Source organism: Actinophytocola xinjiangensis, assembly GCF_001921215.1.
GTDB classification, from domain to species: Bacteria; Actinomycetota; Actinomycetes; order Mycobacteriales; family Pseudonocardiaceae; genus Actinophytocola; species Actinophytocola xinjiangensis.
In genome coordinates this window covers 69,028-92,243 of record NZ_MSIF01000027.1, presented here as the reverse complement: position 1 = coordinate 92,243, position 23,216 = coordinate 69,028, and the positions used below count along the sequence as shown (strand labels likewise).

Here is a 23,216-nt window from a genome sequence, read left to right as displayed (position 1 = left end):
GAAAATCGTCGCCGGGAAACATGGGGGATGGCACTCAGGTGGGCACCGTTGTCGAGCAGCGGGTGGGTGAGCGGGCACCCACCGGGCGGCGGGGCGGGTTCCGGGCCGACATCCAGGCACTGCGGGCCGTCGCGGTGCTGGCGGTGGTGCTCAACCACCTGTGGCCGCAGTGGCTGACCGGCGGGTACGTCGGCGTCGACGTGTTCTTCGTCATCTCCGGGTACCTGATCAGCTCGCACCTGAGCCGGGAGATCACCGGCACCGGCCGGGTCCGGCTCGGCCGGTTCTACGCCCGCCGGGTGCGGCGACTGCTGCCGGCCGCGTTCCTCGTGCTGGGCGTGAGCCTGGTCGCCGCCTACTACCTGCTGCCCTACCCGCGCTGGGAGGCCACCGCGCAGGAGGCGTTCGCCAGCGCGCTCTACTTCGAGAACTGGTTGCTGGCGGCCAACTCCGTCGACTACTCGGCGTTCAACTCGGTCGCCAGCCTCGTCCAGCACTACTGGTCGCTGTCGGTCGAGGAACAGTTCTACCTGGTCTGGCCGCTGCTGCTGCTCCTGCTGTTCAAGCTGCGCGGCCGGCGCGCCCAGCTGATCGGGATCGCGGTCGTCGGCGTCGCCTCGCTCGGCTACAGCGTGTACCTGACCGAGGTGTCGCCGAACGAGGCCTACTTCGTGACCCCCGTGCGGGTGTGGGAGTTCGCGCTCGGCGCGCTGATCGCCCTGGCCGGCGGGCGGCTCGGGCTGCCCAGGATCACCGCCGCGCTGGCCGCGTTCGCCGGGTTCGCGCTGATCATCGGCACCGCCGTGCTCTACGGGCACGACACGCCGTTCCCCGGCTATCTCGCGCTCGGGCCCACGGTCGGCACCGCGCTGGTGATCGTCGCCGGCAACGGGCGGGACCGGCAGTGGCACTCGCCGGTGACCGGGTCGGCGCCCGTGCAGTTCCTCGGCAACGTCAGCTACTCGCTGTACCTGTGGCACTGGCCGCTGATCATGTTGGCGCCGTTCGTGCTCGGCGTCACCGACCTGGACGTGCCGACCCTGCTCGGCGTGTTCGCGGTCGCCGTGGTGCTGGCCTACCTGTCGAAGGTGCTGGTCGAGGACCGGGGCATGTCGTGGGGGCGGCTCACCCGCAGCTCCGGGCTGACCTTCACCGCCATGGTCGCCGGGCTCGTGGTCGTCGCCGTCGCCGCCGGGCTGCTGAACTGGACCTACGGCCGGCACGTCACGCAGGCCGAACGGGAGATGGCCGCCCAGCGCGCCAGCCTCTGCCACGGCGCCGGCGCCCTCGACCCGGCCAACGGCTGCCAGGACCCGCTCGGCCCGGCGAAGATCGTCGAGATGGGCCCGGCGAACCAGTACTACAAGACCCCGGACGAGTGCGAGCAGCTCGACGAGTACGCGGCCGGCGACACGAAGACCACGTCGATCTGCGACTTCAGCCGGGGCGCCGCGTCGCCCAGGACCGTGTGGCTGGTCGGCGACTCGCACGCCCAGCAGTGGCAGGGCGCGCTGTTCGAGCTGGCGCGGGAGAACCGCTGGGTGCTCAAACTGGGCTACCTCGGCGCCTGCCCGTTCGCCGACATCGACTACGTCGGCTACCGCACCCGCGCGCCCGAGGGCAGCACCGGCGCGTGCATGGACTGGACCGAGCGGATGGTCGACGTGATCGCCGCCGACGAACCGGACATCGTGGCCGTGTCGTTCTTCGCCCGCGAGGAGTTCGCCGACGACGGCAGCGACCGGGGCCAGCTCGACCAGTACCGCGACGGCCTGGAACCGTACTGGCGAACCTGGACCGAGGCCGGTGCCCGGGTCGTCGTGCTGGCCGACCCGCCGTACAACAGCAAGGTCCGCGACCGCGACTGCGTCACACTCAACCCGACCGACCCGCTGGCCTGCGCGGTCGACCGGGACACCGCGCACCCGCCGGACCCCCTGACCGAGGTCGCCAGGACCACCGACGGGGTGACCCTGGTCGACCTGTCAGACCACTTCTGTGACGCCGACCGGTGCTACGCGGTGGTCGGCAACGTCGCCGTGTACTACGACGGCGACCATCTGAACCTAGAGTTCGTCCGCTCGCTCACACCCCTGCTGGCCAGGGCTTTCACGGGCTGACGGGCGTCAGCCGCCGGGTGGGTCCGTCGATGGTTCTGTCGCCCTCGGCGGTGTCGGCGTCCTTGCCGGCCACCGTGCTCGCCACCGTGCCCGCCGGCTGCCGCTTCGGCGGTTGCGGCTTCGCGCCGTGCGGTGGCCTCGGCTTCGCACCGTGCGGTGGTTGCGGCTTGGGCGGTGTCTTCGCCCCGGCCGGTGGTTGGGGCTTGGCGTTGGGGCGGCCCTGCTGCCGGGCACCGTTGGACTGCTGCGCCTTGCCCTTGCGGGCCTGGGGACCGGGCCGGGACGAGGACTGCCGCTGCACCTGGGACGAGCCCTTGACCTGCGCCTTTCCGTTGGTGTTGGCGTGGTCGGTCGGTGTGGTGCTGTTGGCCTTGGGTGCGCTGGTGGTGGTTGGTGCCGGGGCCTTCGGTGGGGTGGAGCTGGTGCCGTTGGTGGCCGGCTCGGCCGGCGGCTGGGTTGGCGTGGTGCCGTTGGTCTGCGGCGTGCCGTTGGTGGTTGGCGCTGGGGCCTTCGGCTCGGAGGCGGTGGGCCTGGTGCCGTTGGTCCGCGCTGTGTCGTTGGCGGCTGGGGCGGTGTTCGCCGGCGCGGGGTTGGCTGGCCGCGTCTCGTTGACCTGCGCTTTTCCGTTGGTGTTGGCGTGGTCGGTCGGTGTGGTGCTGTTGGCCTTGGGTGCGCTGGTGGTGGTTGGCGCTGGGGCCTTCGGCTCGGAGGCGGTGGGCCTGGTGTCGTTGGTCCGCGCTGTGTCGTTGGCGGTCGGGGCGGTGTTCGCCGGCTCCGGGTCGGCCGGCTTCGTGCCGTTGACCTGGGTCTTTCCGTTGGTGGCTGGCTCGGGTGGGGGAGCGGCGGCCTGGAGGAGGGGTTCGGCCTTGGCCAGGATGTCGCGGGCGCTCTGGATGCGGGAGGCGACCTGCTCGCGGACGTCGTGCAGGGCGTTGACCTTGCGTTGGGCGGACTCGACGCGGTAGGTGGCGTCGGATTTGGCCTCGGCGACGCGGTTGGCGGCGTCGGCCTTCGCGACCGCCAGCAGGCGGGCGGTCTCGGTCCTGGCCTGCAGTTTCTGGCTGGCGATCTCCTGCATGGCCTCGGAGCGGCGCGCGGCCATGGCGACGTCGAAGTCCGACTCGATCCGCGCGCGGCGCTCGGCCGACCGGCGGTCCAGCTCCTCACGGCGACGGTCGGCCTCGGTCGTCATGTCGGCGACCTCGGCCCTGGTCTGGGCCAACAGCGTGCGGTGCTCGGTCTCCATCGCGCGGCGGCGGGTGTCCAGCTCGGCGATCGAGTCCTCGTAGCGCGCCCGCAGGCGCCCGGCCGCCTGCTCGGCGGTCGCCCAGCAGTTCTCGGCGGCGGCCTGGGCGCGGGCGGTGATCTCGGCCGCCTCCTCCTTGGCCAGCTCCAGCATGCGCCGTAACCGCTCCGGCAGGGCGGAGGGGTCGATCGGCGCGCGACTGAGCTCGTCGATGCGGCGTTCCAGCGTGTCGCGTTCTGCCCGGAGTTTCTCGACCTCCCTGGTGAGGCTCTCGGCGTGGTGGGCGTTCGCGTCGCGATCGGCGGCCAGCATGCGGAGCTCCTCCTCGACGCTCTGCACGTACTGGCGAACCGGACCGCGCCGGTAACCGCGCATCACCACGTCGAAACCGGTGTGCAGTGGTACCAGCTCCCTGCCGTCAGCCACCCGGCCATCACTCCCATCGACCCCGACTGTCTCAAATGGACAGATCAGGTTTGTCGCCAACGAACACTGTGTTGATTCCACGTATACCAGCAGAAGCAGCAGGCAGTGAAGGCCCTTCGGCGCATTGGATGATCAATTAACCGGACATTGAACCAGCTGATTTCCGAAATCGGTGGCTAGTAAGGAAAGTCGCCGATCCGGCGGCGAAGTTCCTCGGCGTGCGGCGCGAAGCCCATGGTGATCGAGTCGACAAGCCGCGCCGCCGGCTCGTCCAGGTGACGGGCCAGCCGGCCCGCCACGCGCCGCTCCCCGTCGGCGATCCCCACCTCGGTCGCCGCCTCGACCACCCGCCGCCAGAACGGTTCGTGGTCGAGCAGGTCACGCACCGTCGGCTCGTCCGGCGCGGTCCGCGCCACCACCGGGTCGGGCACCTCCCACGTGTGCTCGCCGTGCGCGACCCGCTCCGGGTCGACGCGCCCCGGCACGTGCACCGTCGCACCGGCGCCAACCGGTACGGTGACCCGCAACGTGAGCCGGCCACCGGCCCGCCGCCAGGTCACCGACGCCATCCCGTAGGGCGTGCGGTGGCTGGCCGACGCGTGCGTGAGCGCCGGCCCGGGCAGCGGGCGGACCAGCAGTTCGCGGTAGCCGGGCGCGGCGGGCGCGAGGCCGGCGACCGACCGGTGCAGCCAGTCGGCGACCGCGCCCAGCGCGTAGTGGTTGAACGAGGTCATCGCGCCCGGGTTGATCGACCCGTCAGGCGCCAGAGCGTCCCAGCGCTCCCACACCGTGGTCGCCCCGACGGTCACCGGGTACAGCCACGACGGGCAGCCGGTCTGGGTCAGCAGCCGGTACGCGACGTCGCTGTGCCCGGTCGCGCACAGCGCGTCGGTCACCAGCGGGGTGCCGACGAACCCGGTCGCCGTGCGGAAACCGGCGGCGCGCACCAGGTCGGCCAGCCGCTCACCGGCGCGGCGGCGCTGCCCGGCGGTCGGCAGCAGGTCCCCGGTGATCGCCAGCGCGTAGGCCGTCGGCGTCTCGCCGAGCACCCGGCCGCTCTCGGTGACGAACTCCCTGGTGAACGCCGCGCGGACCTCGTCGGCCAGCTCGTCGTAGCGCGCGGCCAGCGCGGTCTCGCCGAGCAGGCCGGCCACCTCGGCCAGCGCGCCCGCCGACCGGGCGAGGTAGGCGGTGGCGACCAGGTCCGGATCGGTGAGCGCGGCGAACGGGTCGTCGGGCGGTGCCGACGGGTCCAGCCAGTCACCGAACTGGAAGCCGCCCGACCACACCCGGTCCTCGCCGGCCAGGGCGGCGGCGTGGTCGACCCACGCGCACATGCCGGGCAGTTGCCGGCGCAGCAGACCGAGGTCGCCGGTGCGCTGGTGGAGCACGCGGGGCACCAGCACGGCGGCGTCGCTCCAGGCCGCCGCGCCGGGAGTCGGCCAGGGGAACACGTCGGGCACCACCCAGGGCACCGAGCCGTCGGCGCGCTGGTCGGCGGACAGGTCGGCCAGCCACGAGGTCAGGAAGCCGGCGCTGTCGAACAGGAACGCGGCGGTGGGGGCGAAGATCTGCGCGTCGCCGGTCCAGCCGAACCGCTCGTCGCGCTGCGGGCAGTCGGTCGGCACGTCGACGAAGTTGCCGCGCGCGCTCCACACCACGTTCTCGTGGAACCGGTTGAGCAGCGGGTTCGAACACTCGAACCAGCCGGCGCGCTCCAGATCGGTGCCGACGACCGCCGCGGTGACGTCGCCCGCGCGCAGCCCCGGCACGCCGGTGACCTCGGCGTAGCGGAAGCCGTGGCAGGTCAGGGCGGGTTCGAGCAGCTCGTCGCCGCCGGCGAGCAGGTAGCTGTCGGTGGCCTTCGCGCCGCGCAGCGGGCCGACCGCCAGCTCGCCGCCGTCGAGGACCTCGGCGTGCCGCACGGTGACCTCGGCGCCCTCGGTGCCGGCGCGGGACCGCAGCCGCACCCAGCCGACCAGGTTCTGCCCGAAGTCGACGATCGTGGCCCCCGACGGCGAGGTGCTGACCCCGACGGCCGGGACGGTCCCGGTCACCCGCACCGGCGGCCCGTCCGGGGCGACCAGCCGGGTCAGGTCGGTGTCCAGCTCGACCACCGGAACGTCCGCCGATGTGTCCACTGTGGATCTGTGGCGGAGGTCGGTGCGCTGACCGTCGTACAGGTCGTCGGCCAGCACACCGCTCTCGGTCGCCGTCCAGGCCCGGTCGGTGGCCAGCACGTGCGTGGCGCCGTCGACCGTGGTCACCTCCAGCTGGGCGAGCAGCCCGAGCCGGTCGCCGTAGTGCGCGCGCTCGCCGCGCCAGCCCAGCCGCCCCCGGAACCACCCGTTGCCCAACAGCACCTCGACGACGTTGTCCCCGGCGCGGACCAGGTCGGTGACGTCGTGGGTGTGGTAGCGCAGGCGGTGGTGGTAGCTGGTCCAGCCGGGGGCGAGCACGTGGTCACCGGCGCGCCGGCCGTTGACCCACGGCACACACAGCCCGTGCGCCGTGATCCGCAACCGCGCGGTGCGCACCTCACCGGGCACGGTCAGCCGCCCGGTCATGACCGGCGCGTGTCGGGTGTCCGCGCCGATCATCGTGGCCGACCAGTCCGCCGCCGACAGCAGCCCGGCCTCCACGACCGCCGGCTCACTCCACGGCGACCAGTCCGCGCCGAGCACCCGCACCCGCACCTCGACCCGCTCACGCGAGACCAGCGGCTCACCCGGCCACGGCACCAACACCTGCTCGGCGGACTCGACGACGAACCGCCGCCCACCGGCCTCGACCTCGTAGGCACGCTGCCGAAACCCCGGCTCGGCCGCCGGCACGTGCCAGGACAGGCGAGGCGCCGGGGTGCCGATACCCAGCACCGGCGCGGGTTGGTGCTCGAAACGGAGACCAGCGGGCGCGTCGACCATGTCCTCGGTGGTAGCACATCGCCGGCGGGGCCGGCGCGCGTCAGCGGGTGCGGCGACGTGGGTTGTCGAGTGGGTTCCGAGTGGCGGCCCAGACCCGCCCGGCGTGGGCCGGGGGAGCGTCGGCCGGCGTGGTTCGGGGTGGCGCGCCCCGCGTGCGCGGCGTCGCCCCGCACGAGTTTGGCGACCGTTTCGCCCGTGTCCTCGCCGGTGTCTTCGCCGATGTCTTGGCGCGTGTCTTCGCGCGTGTCTTCGCGCTTCGCGGTGTTCTCGCCGTGTCTTGGCGCGTGTCTTCGCCGGTGTCTTCGCAGGTCTTCGCGCAGGTCTTCGGCAGGTCTTCGCGCAGGTCTCGCCCGTTTCGCGGCGTCCAGGGGCGTGGGGATCCCCCCGTTTTCCAGCGTACTTGGCGGGGACGACATTTTCTGGTGGCGATGGGGAGGGCTGTGGACAACCGGCCACCCGTGGGGCGGGGCCGGGTGGTGGCGCGTCGGTGTGTGGTCAGGTGAGGACGTGGTCGGCGGCTTCGCGGGCGATGTCGATGCGTGACCGGACACCGAGCTTGGCCAGGATGTGCGAGACGTGCGTGCCGACGGTGCGTGGCGAGAGCACCAGTCGCTCGGCGATCTGCCGGTTGGGCAGGCCCGCCGCGACCATGCCGGCGATCTTGGTCTCGGTCGGTGTCAGGCTTCCCCAGCCGGATTTGGCCTGGCGGTGTTTGGCGCGCGGGCCTCGCCGTATGCCGTAGCGGCGCAGGCTGGCCCGCAGGTGGGTCTGGTCCCAGTTCGCGCCCAGGTGGCTGTAGAGGTCGTCGGCGGTGGTGAACGCGGCGCGGGCGGCCTCCCGGTCACCTCGGCCGACGTGGGTGATGGCCGCCGCCTCCAGGGCCTTGGCGCGTAGCAGGGGGCGGCCGGCCTGGTCGTAGCGTTCGGCGGCGTGCAGCAGCAGGGCCGGGTCCCGGTCGAGCAGGCCCCGGCAGTACGCGGCGGCCGCCAGCCGGTGCGGCACCTGCGACTGCCGCGCCAGCATCGTGGCCTGCGCGGCGATGTCCGACGCGGTGCCGGTCGTGCCGACCTGGGCGGCCAGCCGCGCGGCCTCGGGCAGCAGGTCCTCCATCTCGTCGAGTTCCTCGGCGTGGCCGGTGACGCACGCGGTCAGCTCGGCCAGCGCCTCGGCCGGCGCGTCGTTGATCTCGTGGTGCAGGCTGCGGGCCAGTGTCAGCGACGCGATCACCCGGTTGCCGATCTTGTCGGCGCTCGGCGCGGCCAGGCGCAGGTGTTCGCGCGCGGTCGCCGGGTCGCCCCGGTGGAAGGCGATCACCGCGGCGATGCCCCGGTCGCAGCAGGTGACGCCGGGGTCCTTGAAGTCGTCGGACAGGGTCTCGATCTCGGCCTGGGCGTCGTCCCAGCGGCCCACCTCGAACAGCAGCTCGGTGAGCGCGGTCTGCGCCTGGGCCAGCCGCACCAGGCTGCCGGAGCGGTCGGCCTGGTCGCGCACCCGTTCGGCCACCCGCAGCGCGTCGTCGTAGCGGTCGAGGTCGCCGAGCGCGACCGCCTTGTTGATCTGCAACAGCAGGCCGAGATCGGTGAGCAGGGTGTCGTCCTCGACGACCTCCAGCGCCCGCTCGAACAGCGGCAGCGCGTCCTCGACGTTGCCCTGCATCATCGACACGATGATCAACACGTGCAGCGCCCACGCGACCGCCCAGCTGTCGCCGGTCTGCTCGGCGGTGGTGAGCGCCTCGGCGGCCACTCGCCCGGCGACGGTGACCTCACCGAGATCACGGTGGGCCCGGGCGGTCATCACCAGCAGCCGGGCGCGGTGGCGGGCGGAGATGTCGGGCAGGGTGAGCGCGCGGGCCAGTGACTCGAACGACTCGTCCGCCCGGCCGGCCAGCGCGCGGCACTGGGACACCGTCCAGTGCAGGTCGGTGAGCAGATCGGGGTTGGTGATCACGGCCATCGCGCGGTGGGCCACCCGTTCGGCCTTCACGTGGTCGCCGGAGCGGAACAGCGCGTCGGCCAGCCGGCAGGTCAGCACCGCGCCTCTCGGGGTGCTCGCGGGGGAGCGGCGGGAGGCCTGGCGCAGCAGGTCGATGGCGGTCCTGGGGGTCTGGGCGATGAGCGTGGGTGCCGCCTCGGCCAGCCAGTCCAGCAGCGCCTCGTCGAGCGGACCGGCGCCGGGCGCGCTGACCGCCGCGAGCAGTTGGCGGGCGACGCGGTCGTGCGGCGCGCCGGCCTCGGCCAGTGCGCGGGCGGCGTCACGGTGCCAGGCGGGACGCACGGAGTCGGCGATGTCGTCGTAGAGGGCCTGGCGGATCAGCGGGTGGCGGAAGGCGAGTTTCTCGCGGGCCTCCTTGAGGACGCCGGCCGTGCGGGCCTCGTCGATGGCGGGCACCAGGTCCACGATCCGGCTGTTGAGCACCAGGGCGAGGTCGGAGACCAGGAACTCCGTGCCGAGCAGGGCGGCGGCCTGGAGTGTGCCGCGCAGGTCGCGGGGCAGGAAGTCGAGTCGGTGGGCGATCGCGGCGTAGAGGGAGTCGGGGACGGGGCCACCGGTCACCTCGACGGTGCCGGAACCGTTGACCTTCAACCGGTTCGAGCGCAGCAGTGCCTCCATCAGTTCGGTCACGTACAGCGGGTTGCCGGCGGCCCCGTCGGCGAGCCGCAGCAGATCCTCGCCGGGGCTGCCGGCGGCGATCGCGGTGACCAGGTTCGCGACCGCCTTGGGGGGCAGCCCGCCGAGGCGGACGGTGCCGGGCTCGCCGACCGCGCGCCGAACCGCGTCAAGTTCGTCGCGCTGGGGGATCGGCCGGACGATGCCGATCAGCAGCAGGGCGGACCGGTCGACCAGTCTGGTGAGGTACTCCCAGACCCCGATCGTCGCGGCGTCCGCCCATTGCAGGTCATCGACCACGATGACGGTCGGGGCCGCGCTGCAGAGTTCGGTCAGCAGGGTGAGCATCTGTTCGCAGGCCGCGACCGTCGGGTCGGCGCCGGCGTTGACCTCGCCCCGCAGCAGTCGCTGGATGGTCACGAAACGGGGCTCGTTGTCCAGTTCCCTCGCCCGCAACGCATCCAGCAACGGCCGCAGGGGCAGTGCCTGGCCGAGTTCGTCGCCTTCGGCCCAGAACGCCTGGCAGCCGTGGGCCTCGGCGACCGTGACCACGGTTCGCACGAGGGCTGACTTGCCGATGCCCGGCTCGCCCTCGACCAGGACCGCCCGCCCTGTCCCGGCGGTGAGATCCTCGGCCCATTCGGCGAGTTTGAGGAGTTCGGCGTCACGGCCAACAAGCGCAGACGCACCACCCGGCATGGTTCGACGATATGACGTGCCGTGGCCGTGAGCATCGGCCATCCGGGCGGTATGTGCGAACCCGCCCGTAGTGGGGGTACACCACATCACCCGTGAACCACACCGTGTTCGGTTGAGCGGCTCCAGTCGTTAGCCGCTCGTTAGCTGCTGGTTATTTCCCTTATTGCACCTCGCATGCCATAGTTAATTTTGTAAGACGATATGTTGGGCCCCTTCTAAACCCTCTGCGCGCTACCGGCATGCCGCCCGTTGGATTGTTGTGCTGTTTTCTCGGTAGGGAAACCAAGGGAGGCGAGATGAGAATCGCGCGAATGGTCACAGCCCTTGTCGCAGCTATTCTGTTGGCGTTCGCAGGTGCAGGTGCAGCGGCGGCTGACCCGCCGCCGATGACCCACAACGGCGCTACGCCGGACATGACACACAACTGAGTGGTATTTCTCTTCATCAGTGGATCGCGCACCTGGGTCGTGCCAGAAAACCGTCCAGATCGAGCTGCGTCGGCCGCAGGTCTTCATCGTCGATGGCCCCACCATCTCCGTTCAGACCTGCGGCCCGGTGCACCGCACGATTCTGCAGTGCATAGCCGAGGTCGACGAGCCGCCCGCCCAGGGCGCATTCATCCGCGACGCCCACCTGATCACGTCTTCCGGCGTCCGCGTCGAGAAGCCGGAGAACGTAGCGGGCAATCTGGTTGTTGACGCTGGACAGTTCGGCCACGAGCACCAGCTCGTCGTGCCAGTCCGGAGCGGTCACCGCTTCACCCATCTCGTGTGCGCTCTTCCACTGTTTTGACCTGTGCCACTCTTGACCTGTCTCAGGGCTGAGACATCGGTCAGGTGACGTATGTGTTGCGCCGGCACGCCCGGCTCCGATCGCGGCGACACCGCGCTGACCAGCGAGAACGCCGAACCCTGGGATTGTGCGAAGATGTGCCGGCCAGAACGCGACTGCCTGGGGGGCGTACTCGATATGGCCGGATGGTTACCGCTGTCGTTGGTCGCCATGGCGGCGGCCACGACCCTCGCCGGATGCGCCGACGAGTCCGAGAACCTGCTCGGCGACCTCACCACGATCGACCCGTGCAGTCTCACCTCGCCGGAGGTGTTCGCACGGTTCGGGTCGGCCGAGTTCGGCGAGCCGGAGGGCTTCGGCTCCTGCCGGATCCTGGTCACCGTCGCCGGTGACGAGCCGGGCGACGAACCCGAGGAGATCTCGGTCTTCGTCGGTGAGCTGATCCGGCCCAGCGAGCTCACCTGGGAGCTGGAGCCCGCGCGCGAGGAGGTCGCCGACTCGGTCCACCTCACCGAGCTGCGCGACCTGGGCGGCAGTTGCGCCCAGGAGCTGGTGTTCGCCGACGAGGACCTGGCGCTCACCGTCCAGACCCGCCAGGACACGACCGTCCGGGCGATGCCCACCTGTGACCTGGCCGAGGCCGGGATGGCCAGGGTCGTCGAGGTGATCCTGGACGGGAAGGTGAAGCACCGGACACCGCCGCCGAACTCGCTGACCGGCGTCGACGCCTGCGACCTGCTCGACGAGGACCTGGTCACCGGTCTTCCCGGCTACGCGGACGCGCGGCGGCTCACCCCGCCGGGACGGCACGAATGCCGCTGGCGGGCCGAGGTCAGCCTCGCGTTGCGGTTCCTCGTCGGCCCGCCGTCGCGACCGGGTACCGACGGCGTCGGTGAGCGTGGCTCCACCGTGATCGCCGGCCGGCCGACGGCCACCCAGATCGTGGGGGCCACCGCGACGTCGGGCGGGTTCTGTCAGGTGTGGACCCAGCACATCTCCTACGGAGCTTCCGAGGTCGTCGAGATCGTGCGGGTCGACGTCGAGCTGCCCGTCGGCACGCTGGACGAGGTCGCGCAGGGCCAGTGGCTCTCCGTCGGCTGTGAAGGGGCGCTCGCGATCGCCGAACACGCGTGGGCCAAGCTGCCGGCGATCTGACACTCTCCGTGACAAAACTGCCTCATGCAGGGCGCTGACCACTCGAAAGGCGCACTGGCGGATCTGACGCTACCGTGGTTTTGGTTCAGCCAGTAGCCGGCCTTCTGTGAGGTGGCCATGGTGGTCCACATCGAACGAGAGATCCACGACTTCGTCGTCCTGACCCGGGTCCACGGGGAACTCGACCACGACAGTCTCGACCAGCTGCGCCGCGCGTTCGCCACCGCGCTCGCCCTGGCGACGCCGCCGTTCCCGCTGGTCGTCGATCTCGACGGGGTCACGTTCCTGACCTCGGCGGGGCTCAACGAGCTGTACCTGACCGACCAGCGGGCCCGCGCCCGCGGCGTCGACCTGCGCATCGTCGCCACCCGCCGCGAGGTGCTGCGCCCGATGGAGATCACCCGGCTCACCGACCTGCTCGACGTCCGGGAGACCCTCCAGGACGCCCTGTCCACCGCCGTCACGGCGAAACAGCCCTGACGTGTAACGCGGGGCGACCCGCTCGCGATGAGCGGGTTGCCCCGTGTTGCTGACGGACCCCCGACCTGGCAGCAACACGGGGTTTCCTCGTTCGTGGCGGCGAAATTCACCCGGTCGCGTGGCAGACTGGGATCGTGCCGCACATCCCGTTCGGCCATGGGCGCCGACTGCCGGCGTGGGCGATGCAGCTGGCCCTCGCGGTGGTGGCCTGCGCCCTGGCCCTCGGCGGCGCCGCGCTGCTCGCCGACCACCGGTGGATGGGCGGCACCGTGCTGTTCGGCCTGGCCGTGCTGGCCGCCCTCACCGCCGCCGTGCTGCGCCGCCCGTCGACCGGCCGGCGTTCCTGAGCGCTACTTCCACACGATCGGCTCGCTGTCGTAGTCGACCGTCGCCCCGGCGGCCACGTCGGTGTGGCTGTCGTCGCCGTAGGCGGCGCCGGTGACCTTCGCCGAGGCCGGCGCCAGCGCCAACGTGCACGTCTCGTAGGTGGTGCCGGCCGAGGTGAAGTCCTCGCCGCCCTCACCCTTCACACACGGCGTGAACGACGAGGGCACCGAGAACACGCCGCCGGCCTCCGACCCGTCGGCCAGCAGGCCGTCGATCGACGGAATGCTCGTGAACGAGAAGTCGCCGCCGCTCTCGTTGCTCACCGTGATCCGCACGTAGAACGGCACCATGCCCTCGACCTGCGCGCCGAGGTCCAGCGGCGCCAGGTCGGCCGCCGCGCCCGCCTCGATCGCGGTCACCGTCACGCCCAGCGCACCGTCGACGCCGGACGACTGGTAGGGCACGACCGCCTTCTCGCCGAAGGCGAGCGCGGTGCCCTGCGGCGTGAACTCCACGTCGCCGGCCGGCGCGGCCGGCTCCTCGGACTCCGCCGGCTCGCTCGGCTCCTCGGTCTGGTCGACCGTCGCCTCCGGGGTGTCGGTCGCCGCCGGTGAACCCGACTCCTCCGCGCAGGCGGACAACGTGGTGAGGGCGGCGACGGCGGCCAGGGCCGGCAGGACACGTGACATGGTGGAACTCCCCTGTGGAAATCGACTGATGCCGGGGAGCGTGCCGCCGCGTGGCAACCCAACGGTTACCCGAGGGCTAATCCGCAGCGTGAAACGGTACTTTTGGGCGGGTGATCCGGTTCCGGGTACTCGGTCCGCTCGAGGTGCTGCGCGACGGGCAGCCGCTGGCCGTGCCGGCCGGGCAGGCCAGAGGGCTGCTCGGGACGCTGCTGCTGCACGCCGGCCAGGTCGTCACCACCGAGACACTGGCCCCCGCGCTGTGGGACGGCCCGCCGCCGCCCACGTTCCGCAAGCTCATCCAGGTCCGGCTCTCCCAACTGCGCACCCTGCTCGGCGCCGACGCCGACCTCGACGGCTCCCGCCAGGGCTACCGGCTGACCATCCCCGACGGCTCGCTGGACCTGCTGGAGTTCCGCCGGCTGGCCGCCGAGGGCGACGTCGACTCGCTGGACCGGGCGCTGACCCTGTGGCGCGGCCGCCCGCTGCCCGAGCTGGCCGGCACGGTCCTGGGCGCGCGGCTGGTCACCGGGCTGACCGAGGAACACCTCGCCGCCGTCGAGACCCACGCCGACGCCGCGCTGGCCGCCGGCCGCTGCCCCGACCTGGTCGCCCGGCTGACCCCGGTGGTGGCCGACCACCCGCTGCGCGAACGGGTCCGCGCCCAGCTGATGCGCGCCCTGCACCGCGACGGCCGGCAGGCCGACGCGCTGGCCGTGTTCGCCGACGGCCGCCGGCTGCTGGTCGAGGAACTGGGCACCGACCCAGGGCCGAGGCTGCGAGAGGCGCACGCCGCCGTCCTGGCCGGCGAACCGGAACAGCGGGCCGACACCCCGACCGTGCCGCGCCAGCTGCCGCCGGCCGCGCGGGTGTTCGTCGGCCGGGACACCGAGCACGCCGCGCTGCTCGACGCCGCCGGGCGCGGAGTGCCGGTGGCCGTGCACGGGCCCGGCGGCCAGGGCAAGTCCGCCCTGGTCGTGCAGGCCGCGCACGCGCTGGCGCCGGAGTTCCCCGACGGCCAGCTCTACGTCGACCTGCTCGGCTCGACGCCGGGCGCGACACCGCTGGCGCCGGTGGCGGCGCTGCGCCGGCTGCTGCGCGGGCTCGGTGTCGCGCCCACCGCGCTGCCCGACGACCCGGTGGAGGCGGCCGCGCTGTACCGGTCGACCGTCGCCGCGCGCCGCGTGCTGGTGGTGTTGGACAACGCGGTCGACGGCGCCCAGGTCGCGCCGCTGCTGCCGGCCGCCCCCGGCAGTGCCGTTCTGCTGACCAGCCGGCGGCTGCTGGCCACCGTCGAGGCCACCCACCTCGCGCTCGACCCGCTGCCGGTCGTCGAGGCCGTCGACCTGCTGGTGCGCCACTCCGGGCGGGTGTTCGACGGGCACGACCGGGTGCTGGCCGAGCGGATCGCGCGGCTGTGCGACCAGCTGCCGCTGGCGCTGCGGATCGCCGCCGCCCGGCTGCGCAGCCGTCCCGACTGGACGGTCGAGGACCTCGCGTCGCGGCTGTCCGACGAGCGCCACCGCCTCGACGAGCTGAACTTCGACAACCTGGCCGTGCGGTCGAGCCTGGAGCTGAGCCAGCGGGACCTCGACGCGCCGACCGCCCGCGCGTTCCGGTTGCTGGCCCAGCTGCCGGTGCCGTTCCTGTCGACCCCGGTGGCCGCGGCGCTGCTGGACGTCGACGAGCCGGCGGTCGACCGGATGCTGGACACGCTCATCCGCGGCCGGCTGGTCGAAACCAGTGCCCCCGGACGGTTCCGGCTGCACGACCTGGTGCGGCTGTTCGCCGTCGAACAGGACTTCGAGTCGGCCGCTGACCGCGCGGCGGCCGTGACCAGGGCGTTGGACCACTACCAGAGCCAGTTGGAGGAGGCGCACACCCGGCTGCGCCCGCACACCACGCGCGGCGGCCCGCGCGGGCGGCTGCCGGGCCTGCGCGAGGCGGTGCGCTGGATCAGCGACGAGACCCAGAACCTGGTGGCCGCCACCCGGGTGGCGGCCGAGTCGGCGGAGCTGGCGCCCTACGCGCTGACCATCACCCACCGCCTGCGGCTGTACCTGTGGGGCCAGGAGATGCGCACCGAGGCGATCGAGATCGGCCAGGTCGCCGGCGCCGCCGCCACCCGCATCGGCACCGACGAGGCGGTGGCGACCGCGCTGGACGTGCAGGCCGCCGCCAACCAGCGCCTGGGCCGGCTGGACGTGGCGCTGATCCAGTTCCGCACCCAGCTGCGCATCCACCGCACCCTGGGCGACCCGATCGGCCAGGCCCGGTCGCTGGGCAACCTGGGCATCGTGCTGCGCGACCTGGACCGCCTCGACGAGGCGATGGCCTCGTTCACCGAGGCCGGTGCCCTGTTCACCGAACACGGCCGCACCGACACCCGCCCGCTGCTGCTGTGCTGTGTGGCCGACGTGTACCAGCAGGCCGGCCGCTACGCCGAGGCACTGGCCCAGGCCAGCCAGGCCCTGGACCTCGCGGCCGGCGACCCGACCTGTGTCGCCTACGCACACGTGAACCTGGGCCTGGCGCACTGCCAACTCGGCGACCTGCCGGCGGCCATGGCCGCGTTCGACCGCTGCGTCGAGCTGTACCGCGAACTGCACCTGCCGCACGACGAGTGGGAGGTGCTGCTGTGCCGCTCCCAGGTCCACCTGCGCCTCGGCGACCCGAACGCCGCCCTGGCCGACGCCTACCACGCCCTGGAACTGGTGGGCCAGGACGGCGACCAGTACGGCCTGGGGGCAGCGCACCGGCAGATCGCCCGTGCGCTTCGCCTGCTGCACAACGATTCCGCCGTCCACCACGAGTGGACGGCGCGCACGATGCTGGCCGCCTCGCACATCAACCTGCTGCTCGAACCCGTCCTGTCACCGGTGGAGACACCGGCGACACTCGCGCCCCGGTAGATCTCGCCGCGTCCTGGGCCGGCCTGCCTGTCCGCAGGTCGGCCCAGGTCGACGGGACTGGGCGGACCGAAGTGTTTCGGCTCGGTTCAGATACCGAACGGTGCCGCGTAGCGGACGGTGCCGCTGGGCAACTGTTCAGCGTTGAGGCTCAGCGCCATCAACGCCTCGTCGGGGACGTCGATACTGAGCCGGATGCCGTACTCGGATGCGCGGGTGAACCCGAATCGCGGGTAGTAGGTCGGATGCCCGAGGACGATCACGAAGTGCTCGCCCGCCTGCTGGGCGGCTTCGAGAGCGGCACGGATGGCGGCCGAGCCTGCCCCGGTCCTCTGGTGCGTGGGTACGACGGCGCACGGTCCCAGGCACAGCGCCGGGGTGTCGTCGACGTGACAGCGAGTCAGCAGCGCGTAACCGACGGGGTTGCCGTCCGGTCCTGCGCTGAAGATGGACAGGCCGTCCATCCACGCCGGGTCGGTGCGCAGTGCGTCGACGAGGTCGGCCTCCTCGGCGGTGTCGAACGCGGCGAGGTTGATCTCGCGGATCGCGGGGATGTCAGCGTCGGTCTCGGCGCGAGTGATCCAGTCGGTACCAGTGTTCACAACAGTGTGCTCCGATTCGTGATGGTGAGTTGCTCGGCGAGGACGTCGGCGGGCCGGCGGGCGCGAGCGCCGCCGGCCTGCCGACTCGCGGGCCGGGAGGTCCCCTGGCCGCGTGATGCCACCGGTGGCGTCAGCGCTGGCGGTCGCGGAAACGGTAGGTAGCGCGCAGATCCCGCGTGATCGCCTTCTTGGTCCTGCTTCCCTTGCTCGACTCGCGGGCGTTGCCCCGGGCCGCCGCCCGCTCGCTTTCGCGCAACAGCTTTCGGTAGCGATCGAGGCGGCCCACGTCCAACCTGCCGTCGACCACGGCTTCCTGGACGGCGCAGCCGGGTTCGCTGCGGTGTTCGCAGTCACGGAAGGTGCAGTCCCGGGCGTAGGCCTCGATCTCGGAGAACACCAACTCGACCCCGTCGGCGGCGTCCTGCAGTCCGATACCGCGCAAACCCGGGGTGTCGATGAGCACCCCGCCGCCGGGCAGTGGCAACAACTCGCGGTGCACAGTGGTGTGCCGGCCCTTGCCGTCGCCGGCCCGAACTTCGCTGGTGCCCATGTGTTCCCGCCCGAGCAGGGCGTTGGCGAGCGTGGACTTTCCCGCCCCCGACGGGCCGAGCAGGACCGTGGTTCCGGTCACCACCTCCGACAGGACGTCCAGCCCCGCCCCGGTCGTGGCGCTGGTGGTGACGATGTCCACCCCGGGCGCCAGGGCGGTGACGACGGCCAGGGCCGTACCGGGGTCGTCGGCGACGTCGGCCTTGGTGAGTGCGACGACCGGTGTCGCGCCGCTGTCCCAGGCCAGCGCGAGCAGGCGCTCGACCCGGCCCGCGTTCAGCGGTGCCGCCAGCGAGACCGCGATGACGACGGAGTCGACGTTCGCCGCCAGGACCTGCTGGTGGGAGGTCCGATCCGACGAGGCCCGGGTGATCGCACCGCGCCGTGGCAGCAGCGCCACCAGTTCCGGTTGCTGGCCGGGGCGCAGCGCCGCCCAGTCGCCGGTGCACACGGAACGGGCGGGGTCGGGGGAGGCGACCGCCGCGCTGTCGGCGCGGACAGGACCCGACGCGGTCAGCGTGTCACAGCGGCCGCGGTCGACCCGCACGACACGAGCGGGAACGAGACCGGCCGCCGCGTGCTCCACGAACAGTGCCGCGAACGAGTCGTCCCAGCCGAGCGCGGACAGCTCGAACGAGGACGAGGAAGATCGAGATGAGTACATGGTGAGACCCTTGGGAAAAGGGGCCCCGCACGGAGACCGACACCATCGAGCCGGCGAACCGAGGTGGTTCGCGCCGCTGGCGGCGATGGGAGTCGATCAGACCGGAGCCCGGGACGTGAGGATGATCTGGGCGCCGCGCAGTGCGGCGGTCTTCACCGCGATCATCAACACACCTCCCGCTCTCTCGCATCATGCCGAACTCGGACGCGTGACCCTAACACCTGACGGCCGCACCCCACCAGCCGTGCCTCACGGAGCCGGACGGGGGACCACGGTTCGCTGGCCGACGTCGGGTCACTGGTCCCAGGTGACGGGGAGGCGGCGCACGCCGTAGGTGACGGTGTCGGTCGCGAACTGGATCTCGGCGGCGTCGACGGCGAGGCGCAGGCTCGGGAACCGGTGGAGCAGGGCGTGGTAGCCGACTCGCAGTTCGACCCGGGCGAGTTGCTGGCCGAGGCACTGGTGGATGCCGTGGCCGAACGCGAGGTGGCCGGAGGTGGTCCGGGTGAGGTCGAGCCGGTCGGGTCGCGGGAAGCGGGCGGGGTCGCGGTTGGCCGAGGGCAGGGAGACCGTGACGTTCTCGCCAGCCGTGATGTGGTGGCCCGCGATCGTGAGATCCTCGAGCGCGGTCCTTGTCGGTCCGATATGGACGATCGAGAGATGGCGCAGCAGTTCCTCGACCGCGTTGTCGGTCAGCGCCGGGTCGGCGCGCAGTGCCGCCAGCTGGTCGGGGTTGGTCAGCAGCGCGTACAGGCCGAGCGCCAGCATGTTCGCGGTCGTCTCGTGGCCCGCGATGAGCAGCATGACCGCGATGGCGGTGAGCTCGTTGTCGTCGACCTCGCCGCCCCGGACCAGGTCGCTGATCAGGTCACCGGTCGGCCTGGCGCGCTTGTGTGCCACCAGTTCGCCGAGGAACCCGGTGAGGTCGGCCATCGCCGCGGCGGTCCGCGCCGGGGTCGTGTCCAGGCTCGCGATCACGGCCGTGTCCCGCTGGAAGCGGTCACGGTCGCTGTGGGGAACACCGAGGAGGTCGCAGATGGCCAGCGACGGGATCGGCAGCGCGAACGCCTCGACCAGGTCGACGGGTGGTCCCTGACGTCGCATCGCGTCGAGGTGCTCGGTGGTGTGGCGCTCGATCAGCGGTTCGAGCAGGCGCATCCGCCGCACGGTGAACTGGCCGGTGAGCAGCCGGCGATACCGGGTGTGGTCCGGCGGATCCATGGCGATGAACACGCCCGGCGGCGCGGGGTCGGCCGGCCCCGTCGCGCTGACCGGCGAGTGCCGCAGCTCCGCCCTGGCGCTGAGCCGGGGATCGGCGAGTACCGCACGTGCGGCGTCGTGCCCGGTCACCAGCCAGCCGAGGTGACCGTCGGGATAGGGCAGACGGCTGACCGGCGCCCGCGCACGGAGCCCGACGGGCGGGTCGAGCGGGTGTGCGCGATCGGTGGGCAGGCCGGTCACCGGGTGCCGCCCTGACCGTGGTGGGCACGGAGTGCGGCGGCCAGCAGTTCGGCGCGTTCGGCCTTGCGCAGCCCTCGGTCGCGGCCGGCCAGGATCATTCGGGTGCCGTCCTTGGCGACGGCGATCGCCGCCTGGGCGCGGATCCTCGCGGCCGTGGTGGGTCTCGGGCCGGCGAGCGCGGCGACGATCCTGGAGTCCTTGTCCCGCAGTCGGTAGTCGGACTCGCGCTGGGACAGTGCGGCGACCACCGACGGGTCGTTGCCGAACACGGCCAGTACCGTCCCGGCGCCGGCGACCAGGTCGACGAGCGCGCCGAGCAGTTCCTCGGCGGTGGCGTTGCCGTCGGCGAGCTCGGCGATCCTGGCGTGGGCGGCGAGCGAGTCGCCCAGGATCGCGTCGAGGATGTGCTCCTTGGACGGGAAATGGTAGTAGAGCGCGGCTTTGCTGGTGCCGAGCCGTCCGGTGATGTCGGCGATCGATGTCCCGGCGTAGCCCTTGGTCCGGAACAGCTCCCCGGCGATCTCCAGGATCCGTGATCTCGTGTTGGCGGCGTTGCGGTCGGTCATGCGCACCTCTTCCTGACAATCCACTGAGACTCTACTTGACGAACGATCGGTAAGTGCGGACAGTTCCACTTAACGATCGGTCAGCAAGTAGAGGAGGCGTGATGCACAGCGCGGTACTGGTCACCGGGTGCTCCACGGGCATCGGACGGGCGAGCGCTCTGGCCCTGGTGCGTGCCGGACTGCCGACCTGGGCCACCGCCCGCCGACCCGACACGCTCACGGAGTTGGCGGACGCCGGCTGCCGGACACTCGAACTGGACGTCACCGACGAGGAGTCCCGGGTCCGGGCGGTCGCGGCGGTCGAGGCCGAGCACGGCGCGGTCGGCGCGTTGGTCAACAACGCCGGTTACAGTCAGATCGGGGTCGTCGAAGAGCTTGCGATGGATGCGCTGCGGCGGCAGTTCGAGACCAACGTCTTCGGACTGGTACGGCTCTGCCAACTGGTGCTGCCCGGCATGCGCGCGGCGGGCGCGGGCACGATCGTCAACATCGGTTCGGCGGCCGGCCTGGTCACCCCACCCGCGTCGGCGGCCTACAGCATGACCAAGTACGCCCTGGAGGCGCTCTCGGACGGCCTGCGCCTGGAGGTCGGGCCGTTCGGTGTCCGTGTCGTTCTGCTGGAACCCGGGGCCGTGCGCACGGAGTTCATGAGCACCGCCTGGGCGACCGTTCGACACGAGGCCGCCAGCCCGTACGCCGACTTCCAGAACAACGTCGACCGGATGGCCGAGCGGGCGCACCGGCGGGGCGCCGCGGGCGTGCTGTCCCCGCAGGACGTGGCCAGGGTCGTGGTCAGGGCCGTCGCCTCCCGCGGCCCGAGGACCCGCTACCGGATCGGGCCGCAGGCCCGGGTCATGCCACCGATCCGGCGCCTGCTGCCCGACCGGTGGTGGGACGCGTTCCTGCGGCGGGTCATCGCCCCGTAGGGGGGTGTCTTCGCGCGTGGGTGCGCGGGGGATGGGCAGGGTATGTTCTGGCTCTCAACGATTCGTGTGCTGGGTGGGACGGTGAGAGTGAGCGACGCATTGGTCGGCGTGCCCCATCAGGTTCCGCCGCCGCCGTTGAGGTTTGTCAACCGGGTGGAGGAGTTGGCGGCTGTCGGGGACCTGCTCGGGGGTGGGCGGCGTACGGCGATCGCCGTGCTCACGGGGTTGCCGGGGGTTGGCAAGTCAGCGCTTGCCCGGCAACTGGTCGAGGTCAGTCGCGGGGCCTATCCGGGGGGCGAGTTGTTCGTCGACTTCGGTGGGGGTGCGGGGGAGACCGCCGTTGGCGACGCGTTGGCCTCCTGCCTGCGGGCGTTGGGGGTGGCGGACGCCGTCATTCCGCCGGGGCGGGCCGAGCGGGCCGGGCTGTTCCGGACTCGGACGTCGGCGGCGCCGATGTTGGTGGTGCTGGACGACGTGACCGAGCCGGCGCAGGTGCGGGCGTTCCAGCCACATGCTCCAGGTAGTGCCGTCCTGGTGACCAGCAACGCGCGGTTGACCGAGCTGCGGCTCGACGGGGCCGGGGTGGTGGCGCTCGAACCGTTGGACGACGACGCCGCCGCGACGCTGCTGGGTGAGCTGTCCGGGCGGCGTGCCGAGCCGGACGATCTGCTCGCCCTGGTCAGGGAGTGCGGTGGGTTGCCGGTCGCGCTGCGGGTCGCGGCGGCCCGGTTGGCGCGACGTTCCGGTCTGACCGTGCGTGCGCTCGCCGAGGAGATCGCCGACGCCCGGCGGGCCGCGTTCTCGGTCCGTGGCGAGGACAGCGTGGCGGCGGTGTTCGCCACCAGCTACCGGCGGTTGCCGGCCGGGGCGGCTCGGCTCTACCGCCTGCTCGGCGCCGCGCCGGCGGTCGACTACACCGTCGAGGTGGCGGCCGCGGTGGCCGGGCTCGACGAGGACACCTGCGCGGATCAGCTCGACGTGGTGGTCGAGTCGGGGCTGCTGCCCTCGGAAACCGACGGGTGGTTCCGGCCGCACACCCTCGTCCGCCGGCACGCGCGGGAACGGGCGGTGGCCGAGGAGACCGAGCGGGACCTGGCCGCCGCCGCGCGGCGGCTCGTGTGGTTCCTGGTGCAGCGGGCGGCCCTCGCCGATCTGGTGATCAACGGGACCGGTCGGCTGCGCGTCACGCCCGTGGCGGACGTCGTCGGTGACCGGCCCAACCCGTTCGCGGACAGGCCCGCCGCCCTGGACTGGCTGGACGCCCAGCGGGCCAACCTGCTGGCCGCCGTGCGGGCCGCGCTCGACAGCGGGTGGAACGACCTGGCCTGGCAGCTCGCGGAATGCGCGACCGCGCTGTACGCCAACCGCCGCTACCTCGTCGACTGGACCGAGACCAGCGACCTCGGTGCCACCGCCGCCGGGCTGGCCGGCAACGCCGCCGCCGAGGCCCGGCTGCGTAGCTACGCGTCCCGCGCGTGGCTGGACCTCAACCGCCCCGACCGGGCCAGGGCCGAACTGGACGCCGCGTTCGCGCTGGCCCCCGACGACGTGCGGCTGCGCGCCTCACTGTACGAAATGGACGGTCGGTTTCATGAGGCCGCCGGGGATCACCGGCGGGCGCTGGTGGCGTTCGAGCGGTCGCTGGCGTTGTTCGAGAGCGTCGACGACCGGCGGGGAGCGGCCTCGCTGACATTGTTCATCGGGCGGGCGCTGGGGGAACTCGGGGAGCCGGAGCGGGCGTTGTCGACGCTGACCGTCGCGCTGCGGCTGCTGCGGGCGGTCGACGACACGAAGATGGCCGGGCGGGCGCTGATCAGCCTCGGGCGTGTCCACGAACGCCTCGGCGGTGACGGCGACGCGCACGAGGCCTACACGTCGGCGGTCGAGACGTTGAGCGCGAGCGGGGACCTGTTCCACGAGTCGTGGGCGCGGGACGCGCTCGCCGCCCTGGCCGAACGGACCGGGGATGTGGACGCCGCCCGCGTCCACGTCGCCCGCATGGTGGAGATCCACACCCGGCTCGGTGGTCCGGACGTCGAGACGGTGACGCGCCGGTTGGCCGACCTGGGCTGAC

General features: G+C 72.3%; 16 protein-coding genes. 7 read left to right on the top strand and 9 right to left on the bottom strand.

From position 1 onward, the window contains the following. The first annotated feature begins 38 nt into the window (after positions 1–38). Positions 39–2,120: an acyltransferase family protein gene (locus BLA60_RS35675; RefSeq protein WP_245812375.1), complete on the top strand. Its 2,082-nt coding sequence runs from the start codon at positions 39–41 to the stop codon at positions 2,118–2,120. On the opposite strand, the gene BLA60_RS35670 is transcribed toward BLA60_RS35675, so the two are convergent. From BLA60_RS35670 to BLA60_RS43895, 4 genes are all read right to left on the bottom strand, one after another. Further along, the gene (locus tag BLA60_RS35670) at positions 2,110–3,792 is read right to left on the bottom strand and encodes a coiled-coil domain-containing protein (RefSeq protein ID WP_075137479.1); all 1,683 of its coding nucleotides are present in this window, start codon (positions 3,790–3,792) and stop codon (positions 2,110–2,112) included. The genes BLA60_RS35675 and BLA60_RS35670 overlap by 11 nt on opposite strands. 176 nt (positions 3,793–3,968) lie before the next feature. Next, complete coding sequence (locus tag BLA60_RS35665; protein WP_075137478.1) at positions 3,969–6,716, bottom strand: alpha-L-rhamnosidase; 2,748 nt, start codon at positions 6,714–6,716, stop codon at positions 3,969–3,971. A 495-nt stretch (positions 6,717–7,211) separates the two neighbouring features. Next, positions 7,212–10,025 (bottom strand): helix-turn-helix transcriptional regulator, encoded by a 2,814-nt coding sequence (locus BLA60_RS35660; protein WP_075137477.1) that lies wholly within the window; start codon positions 10,023–10,025, stop codon positions 7,212–7,214. A 444-nt stretch (positions 10,026–10,469) separates the two neighbouring features. Then, positions 10,470–10,778 carry a hypothetical protein gene (locus tag BLA60_RS43895; protein ID WP_154814827.1) on the bottom strand — a complete coding sequence of 103 codons (309 nt, stop codon included), beginning with the start codon at positions 10,776–10,778 and terminating at the stop codon, positions 10,470–10,472. 216 nt (positions 10,779–10,994) lie between these two features. Between BLA60_RS43895 and BLA60_RS35650 the strand changes: the two genes are divergently transcribed. The 3 genes from BLA60_RS35650 to BLA60_RS35640 all read left to right on the top strand — a co-directional run bounded on the left by BLA60_RS35650 (position 10,995) and on the right by BLA60_RS35640 (position 12,799). Further along, on the top strand, positions 10,995–11,972 hold the full coding sequence (locus BLA60_RS35650; protein WP_075137475.1) for a hypothetical protein: 978 nt from the start codon (positions 10,995–10,997) through the stop codon (positions 11,970–11,972). A gap of 117 nt (positions 11,973–12,089) precedes the next feature. Further along, positions 12,090–12,452 carry an anti-sigma factor antagonist gene (locus BLA60_RS35645; protein ID WP_075137474.1) on the top strand — a complete coding sequence of 121 codons (363 nt, stop codon included), beginning with the start codon at positions 12,090–12,092 and terminating at the stop codon, positions 12,450–12,452. A 134-nt stretch (positions 12,453–12,586) separates the two neighbouring features. Then, positions 12,587–12,799, top strand: coding sequence for a hypothetical protein (locus tag BLA60_RS35640; protein WP_075137473.1), 213 nt, complete (start codon positions 12,587–12,589; stop codon positions 12,797–12,799). A 3-nt stretch (positions 12,800–12,802) separates the two neighbouring features. On the opposite strand, the gene BLA60_RS35635 is transcribed toward BLA60_RS35640, so the two are convergent. Continuing rightward, the gene (locus BLA60_RS35635) at positions 12,803–13,468 is read right to left on the bottom strand and encodes a hypothetical protein (protein ID WP_084735792.1); all 666 of its coding nucleotides are present in this window, start codon (positions 13,466–13,468) and stop codon (positions 12,803–12,805) included. 110 nt (positions 13,469–13,578) lie between these two features. Between BLA60_RS35635 and BLA60_RS35630 the strand changes: the two genes are divergently transcribed. Beyond that, complete coding sequence (locus BLA60_RS35630) at positions 13,579–16,377, top strand: AfsR/SARP family transcriptional regulator (RefSeq protein ID WP_075137472.1); 2,799 nt, start codon at positions 13,579–13,581, stop codon at positions 16,375–16,377. A gap of 86 nt (positions 16,378–16,463) precedes the next feature. Here the strand turns inward: BLA60_RS35630 and BLA60_RS35625 are convergent, their stop codons facing one another. The 4 genes from BLA60_RS35625 to BLA60_RS35610 all read right to left on the bottom strand — a co-directional run bounded on the left by BLA60_RS35625 (position 16,464) and on the right by BLA60_RS35610 (position 20,216). Next, entirely contained in the window at positions 16,464–16,976 is a 513-nt protein-coding gene (locus BLA60_RS35625; protein WP_075137471.1) for a GNAT family N-acetyltransferase, read from the bottom strand. A 130-nt stretch (positions 16,977–17,106) separates the two neighbouring features. Continuing rightward, positions 17,107–18,189 (bottom strand): ribosome small subunit-dependent GTPase A, encoded by a 1,083-nt coding sequence (gene rsgA / locus BLA60_RS35620; RefSeq protein WP_075137470.1) that lies wholly within the window; start codon positions 18,187–18,189, stop codon positions 17,107–17,109. A 294-nt stretch (positions 18,190–18,483) separates the two neighbouring features. Beyond that, complete coding sequence (locus BLA60_RS35615; RefSeq protein ID WP_075137469.1) at positions 18,484–19,650, bottom strand: cytochrome P450; 1,167 nt, start codon at positions 19,648–19,650, stop codon at positions 18,484–18,486. After that, positions 19,647–20,216: a TetR/AcrR family transcriptional regulator gene (locus BLA60_RS35610; protein ID WP_075137468.1), complete on the bottom strand. Its 570-nt coding sequence runs from the start codon at positions 20,214–20,216 to the stop codon at positions 19,647–19,649. The genes BLA60_RS35615 and BLA60_RS35610 overlap by 4 nt, the downstream gene beginning before the upstream one ends. 101 nt (positions 20,217–20,317) lie before the next feature. Here BLA60_RS35610 and BLA60_RS35605 point away from each other — a divergent pair, with 101 nt between their 5' ends. Both BLA60_RS35605 and BLA60_RS35600 read left to right on the top strand, forming a co-directional pair. Then, positions 20,318–21,142, top strand: a complete 825-nt coding sequence (locus BLA60_RS35605) for an SDR family NAD(P)-dependent oxidoreductase (protein WP_075137467.1) — start codon at positions 20,318–20,320, stop codon at positions 21,140–21,142. Between the two features lie 162 nt (positions 21,143–21,304). Further along, positions 21,305–23,215, top strand: coding sequence for a tetratricopeptide repeat protein (locus BLA60_RS35600; RefSeq protein WP_162293061.1), 1,911 nt, complete (start codon positions 21,305–21,307; stop codon positions 23,213–23,215). Position 23,216: the final 1 nt, after the last annotated feature.

Coding starts and splice junctions, on each gene's coding strand:
- BLA60_RS35665 (WP_075137478.1), bottom strand. CDS start 6,716: ATGGTCGACGCGCCCGCTGGTCTCCGTTTCGAGCACCAACCCGCGCCG.
- BLA60_RS35660 (WP_075137477.1), bottom strand. CDS start 10,025: ATGCCGGGTGGTGCGTCTGCGCTTGTTGGCCGTGACGCCGAACTCCTC.
- BLA60_RS35650 (WP_075137475.1), top strand. CDS start 10,995: ATGGCCGGATGGTTACCGCTGTCGTTGGTCGCCATGGCGGCGGCCACG.
- BLA60_RS35645 (WP_075137474.1), top strand. CDS start 12,090: ATGGTGGTCCACATCGAACGAGAGATCCACGACTTCGTCGTCCTGACC.
- BLA60_RS35635 (WP_084735792.1), bottom strand. CDS start 13,468: ATGTCACGTGTCCTGCCGGCCCTGGCCGCCGTCGCCGCCCTCACCACG.
- rsgA (WP_075137470.1), bottom strand. CDS start 18,189: ATGTACTCATCTCGATCTTCCTCGTCCTCGTTCGAGCTGTCCGCGCTC.
- BLA60_RS35610 (WP_075137468.1), bottom strand. CDS start 20,216: ATGACCGACCGCAACGCCGCCAACACGAGATCACGGATCCTGGAGATC.
- BLA60_RS35605 (WP_075137467.1), top strand. CDS start 20,318: ATGCACAGCGCGGTACTGGTCACCGGGTGCTCCACGGGCATCGGACGG.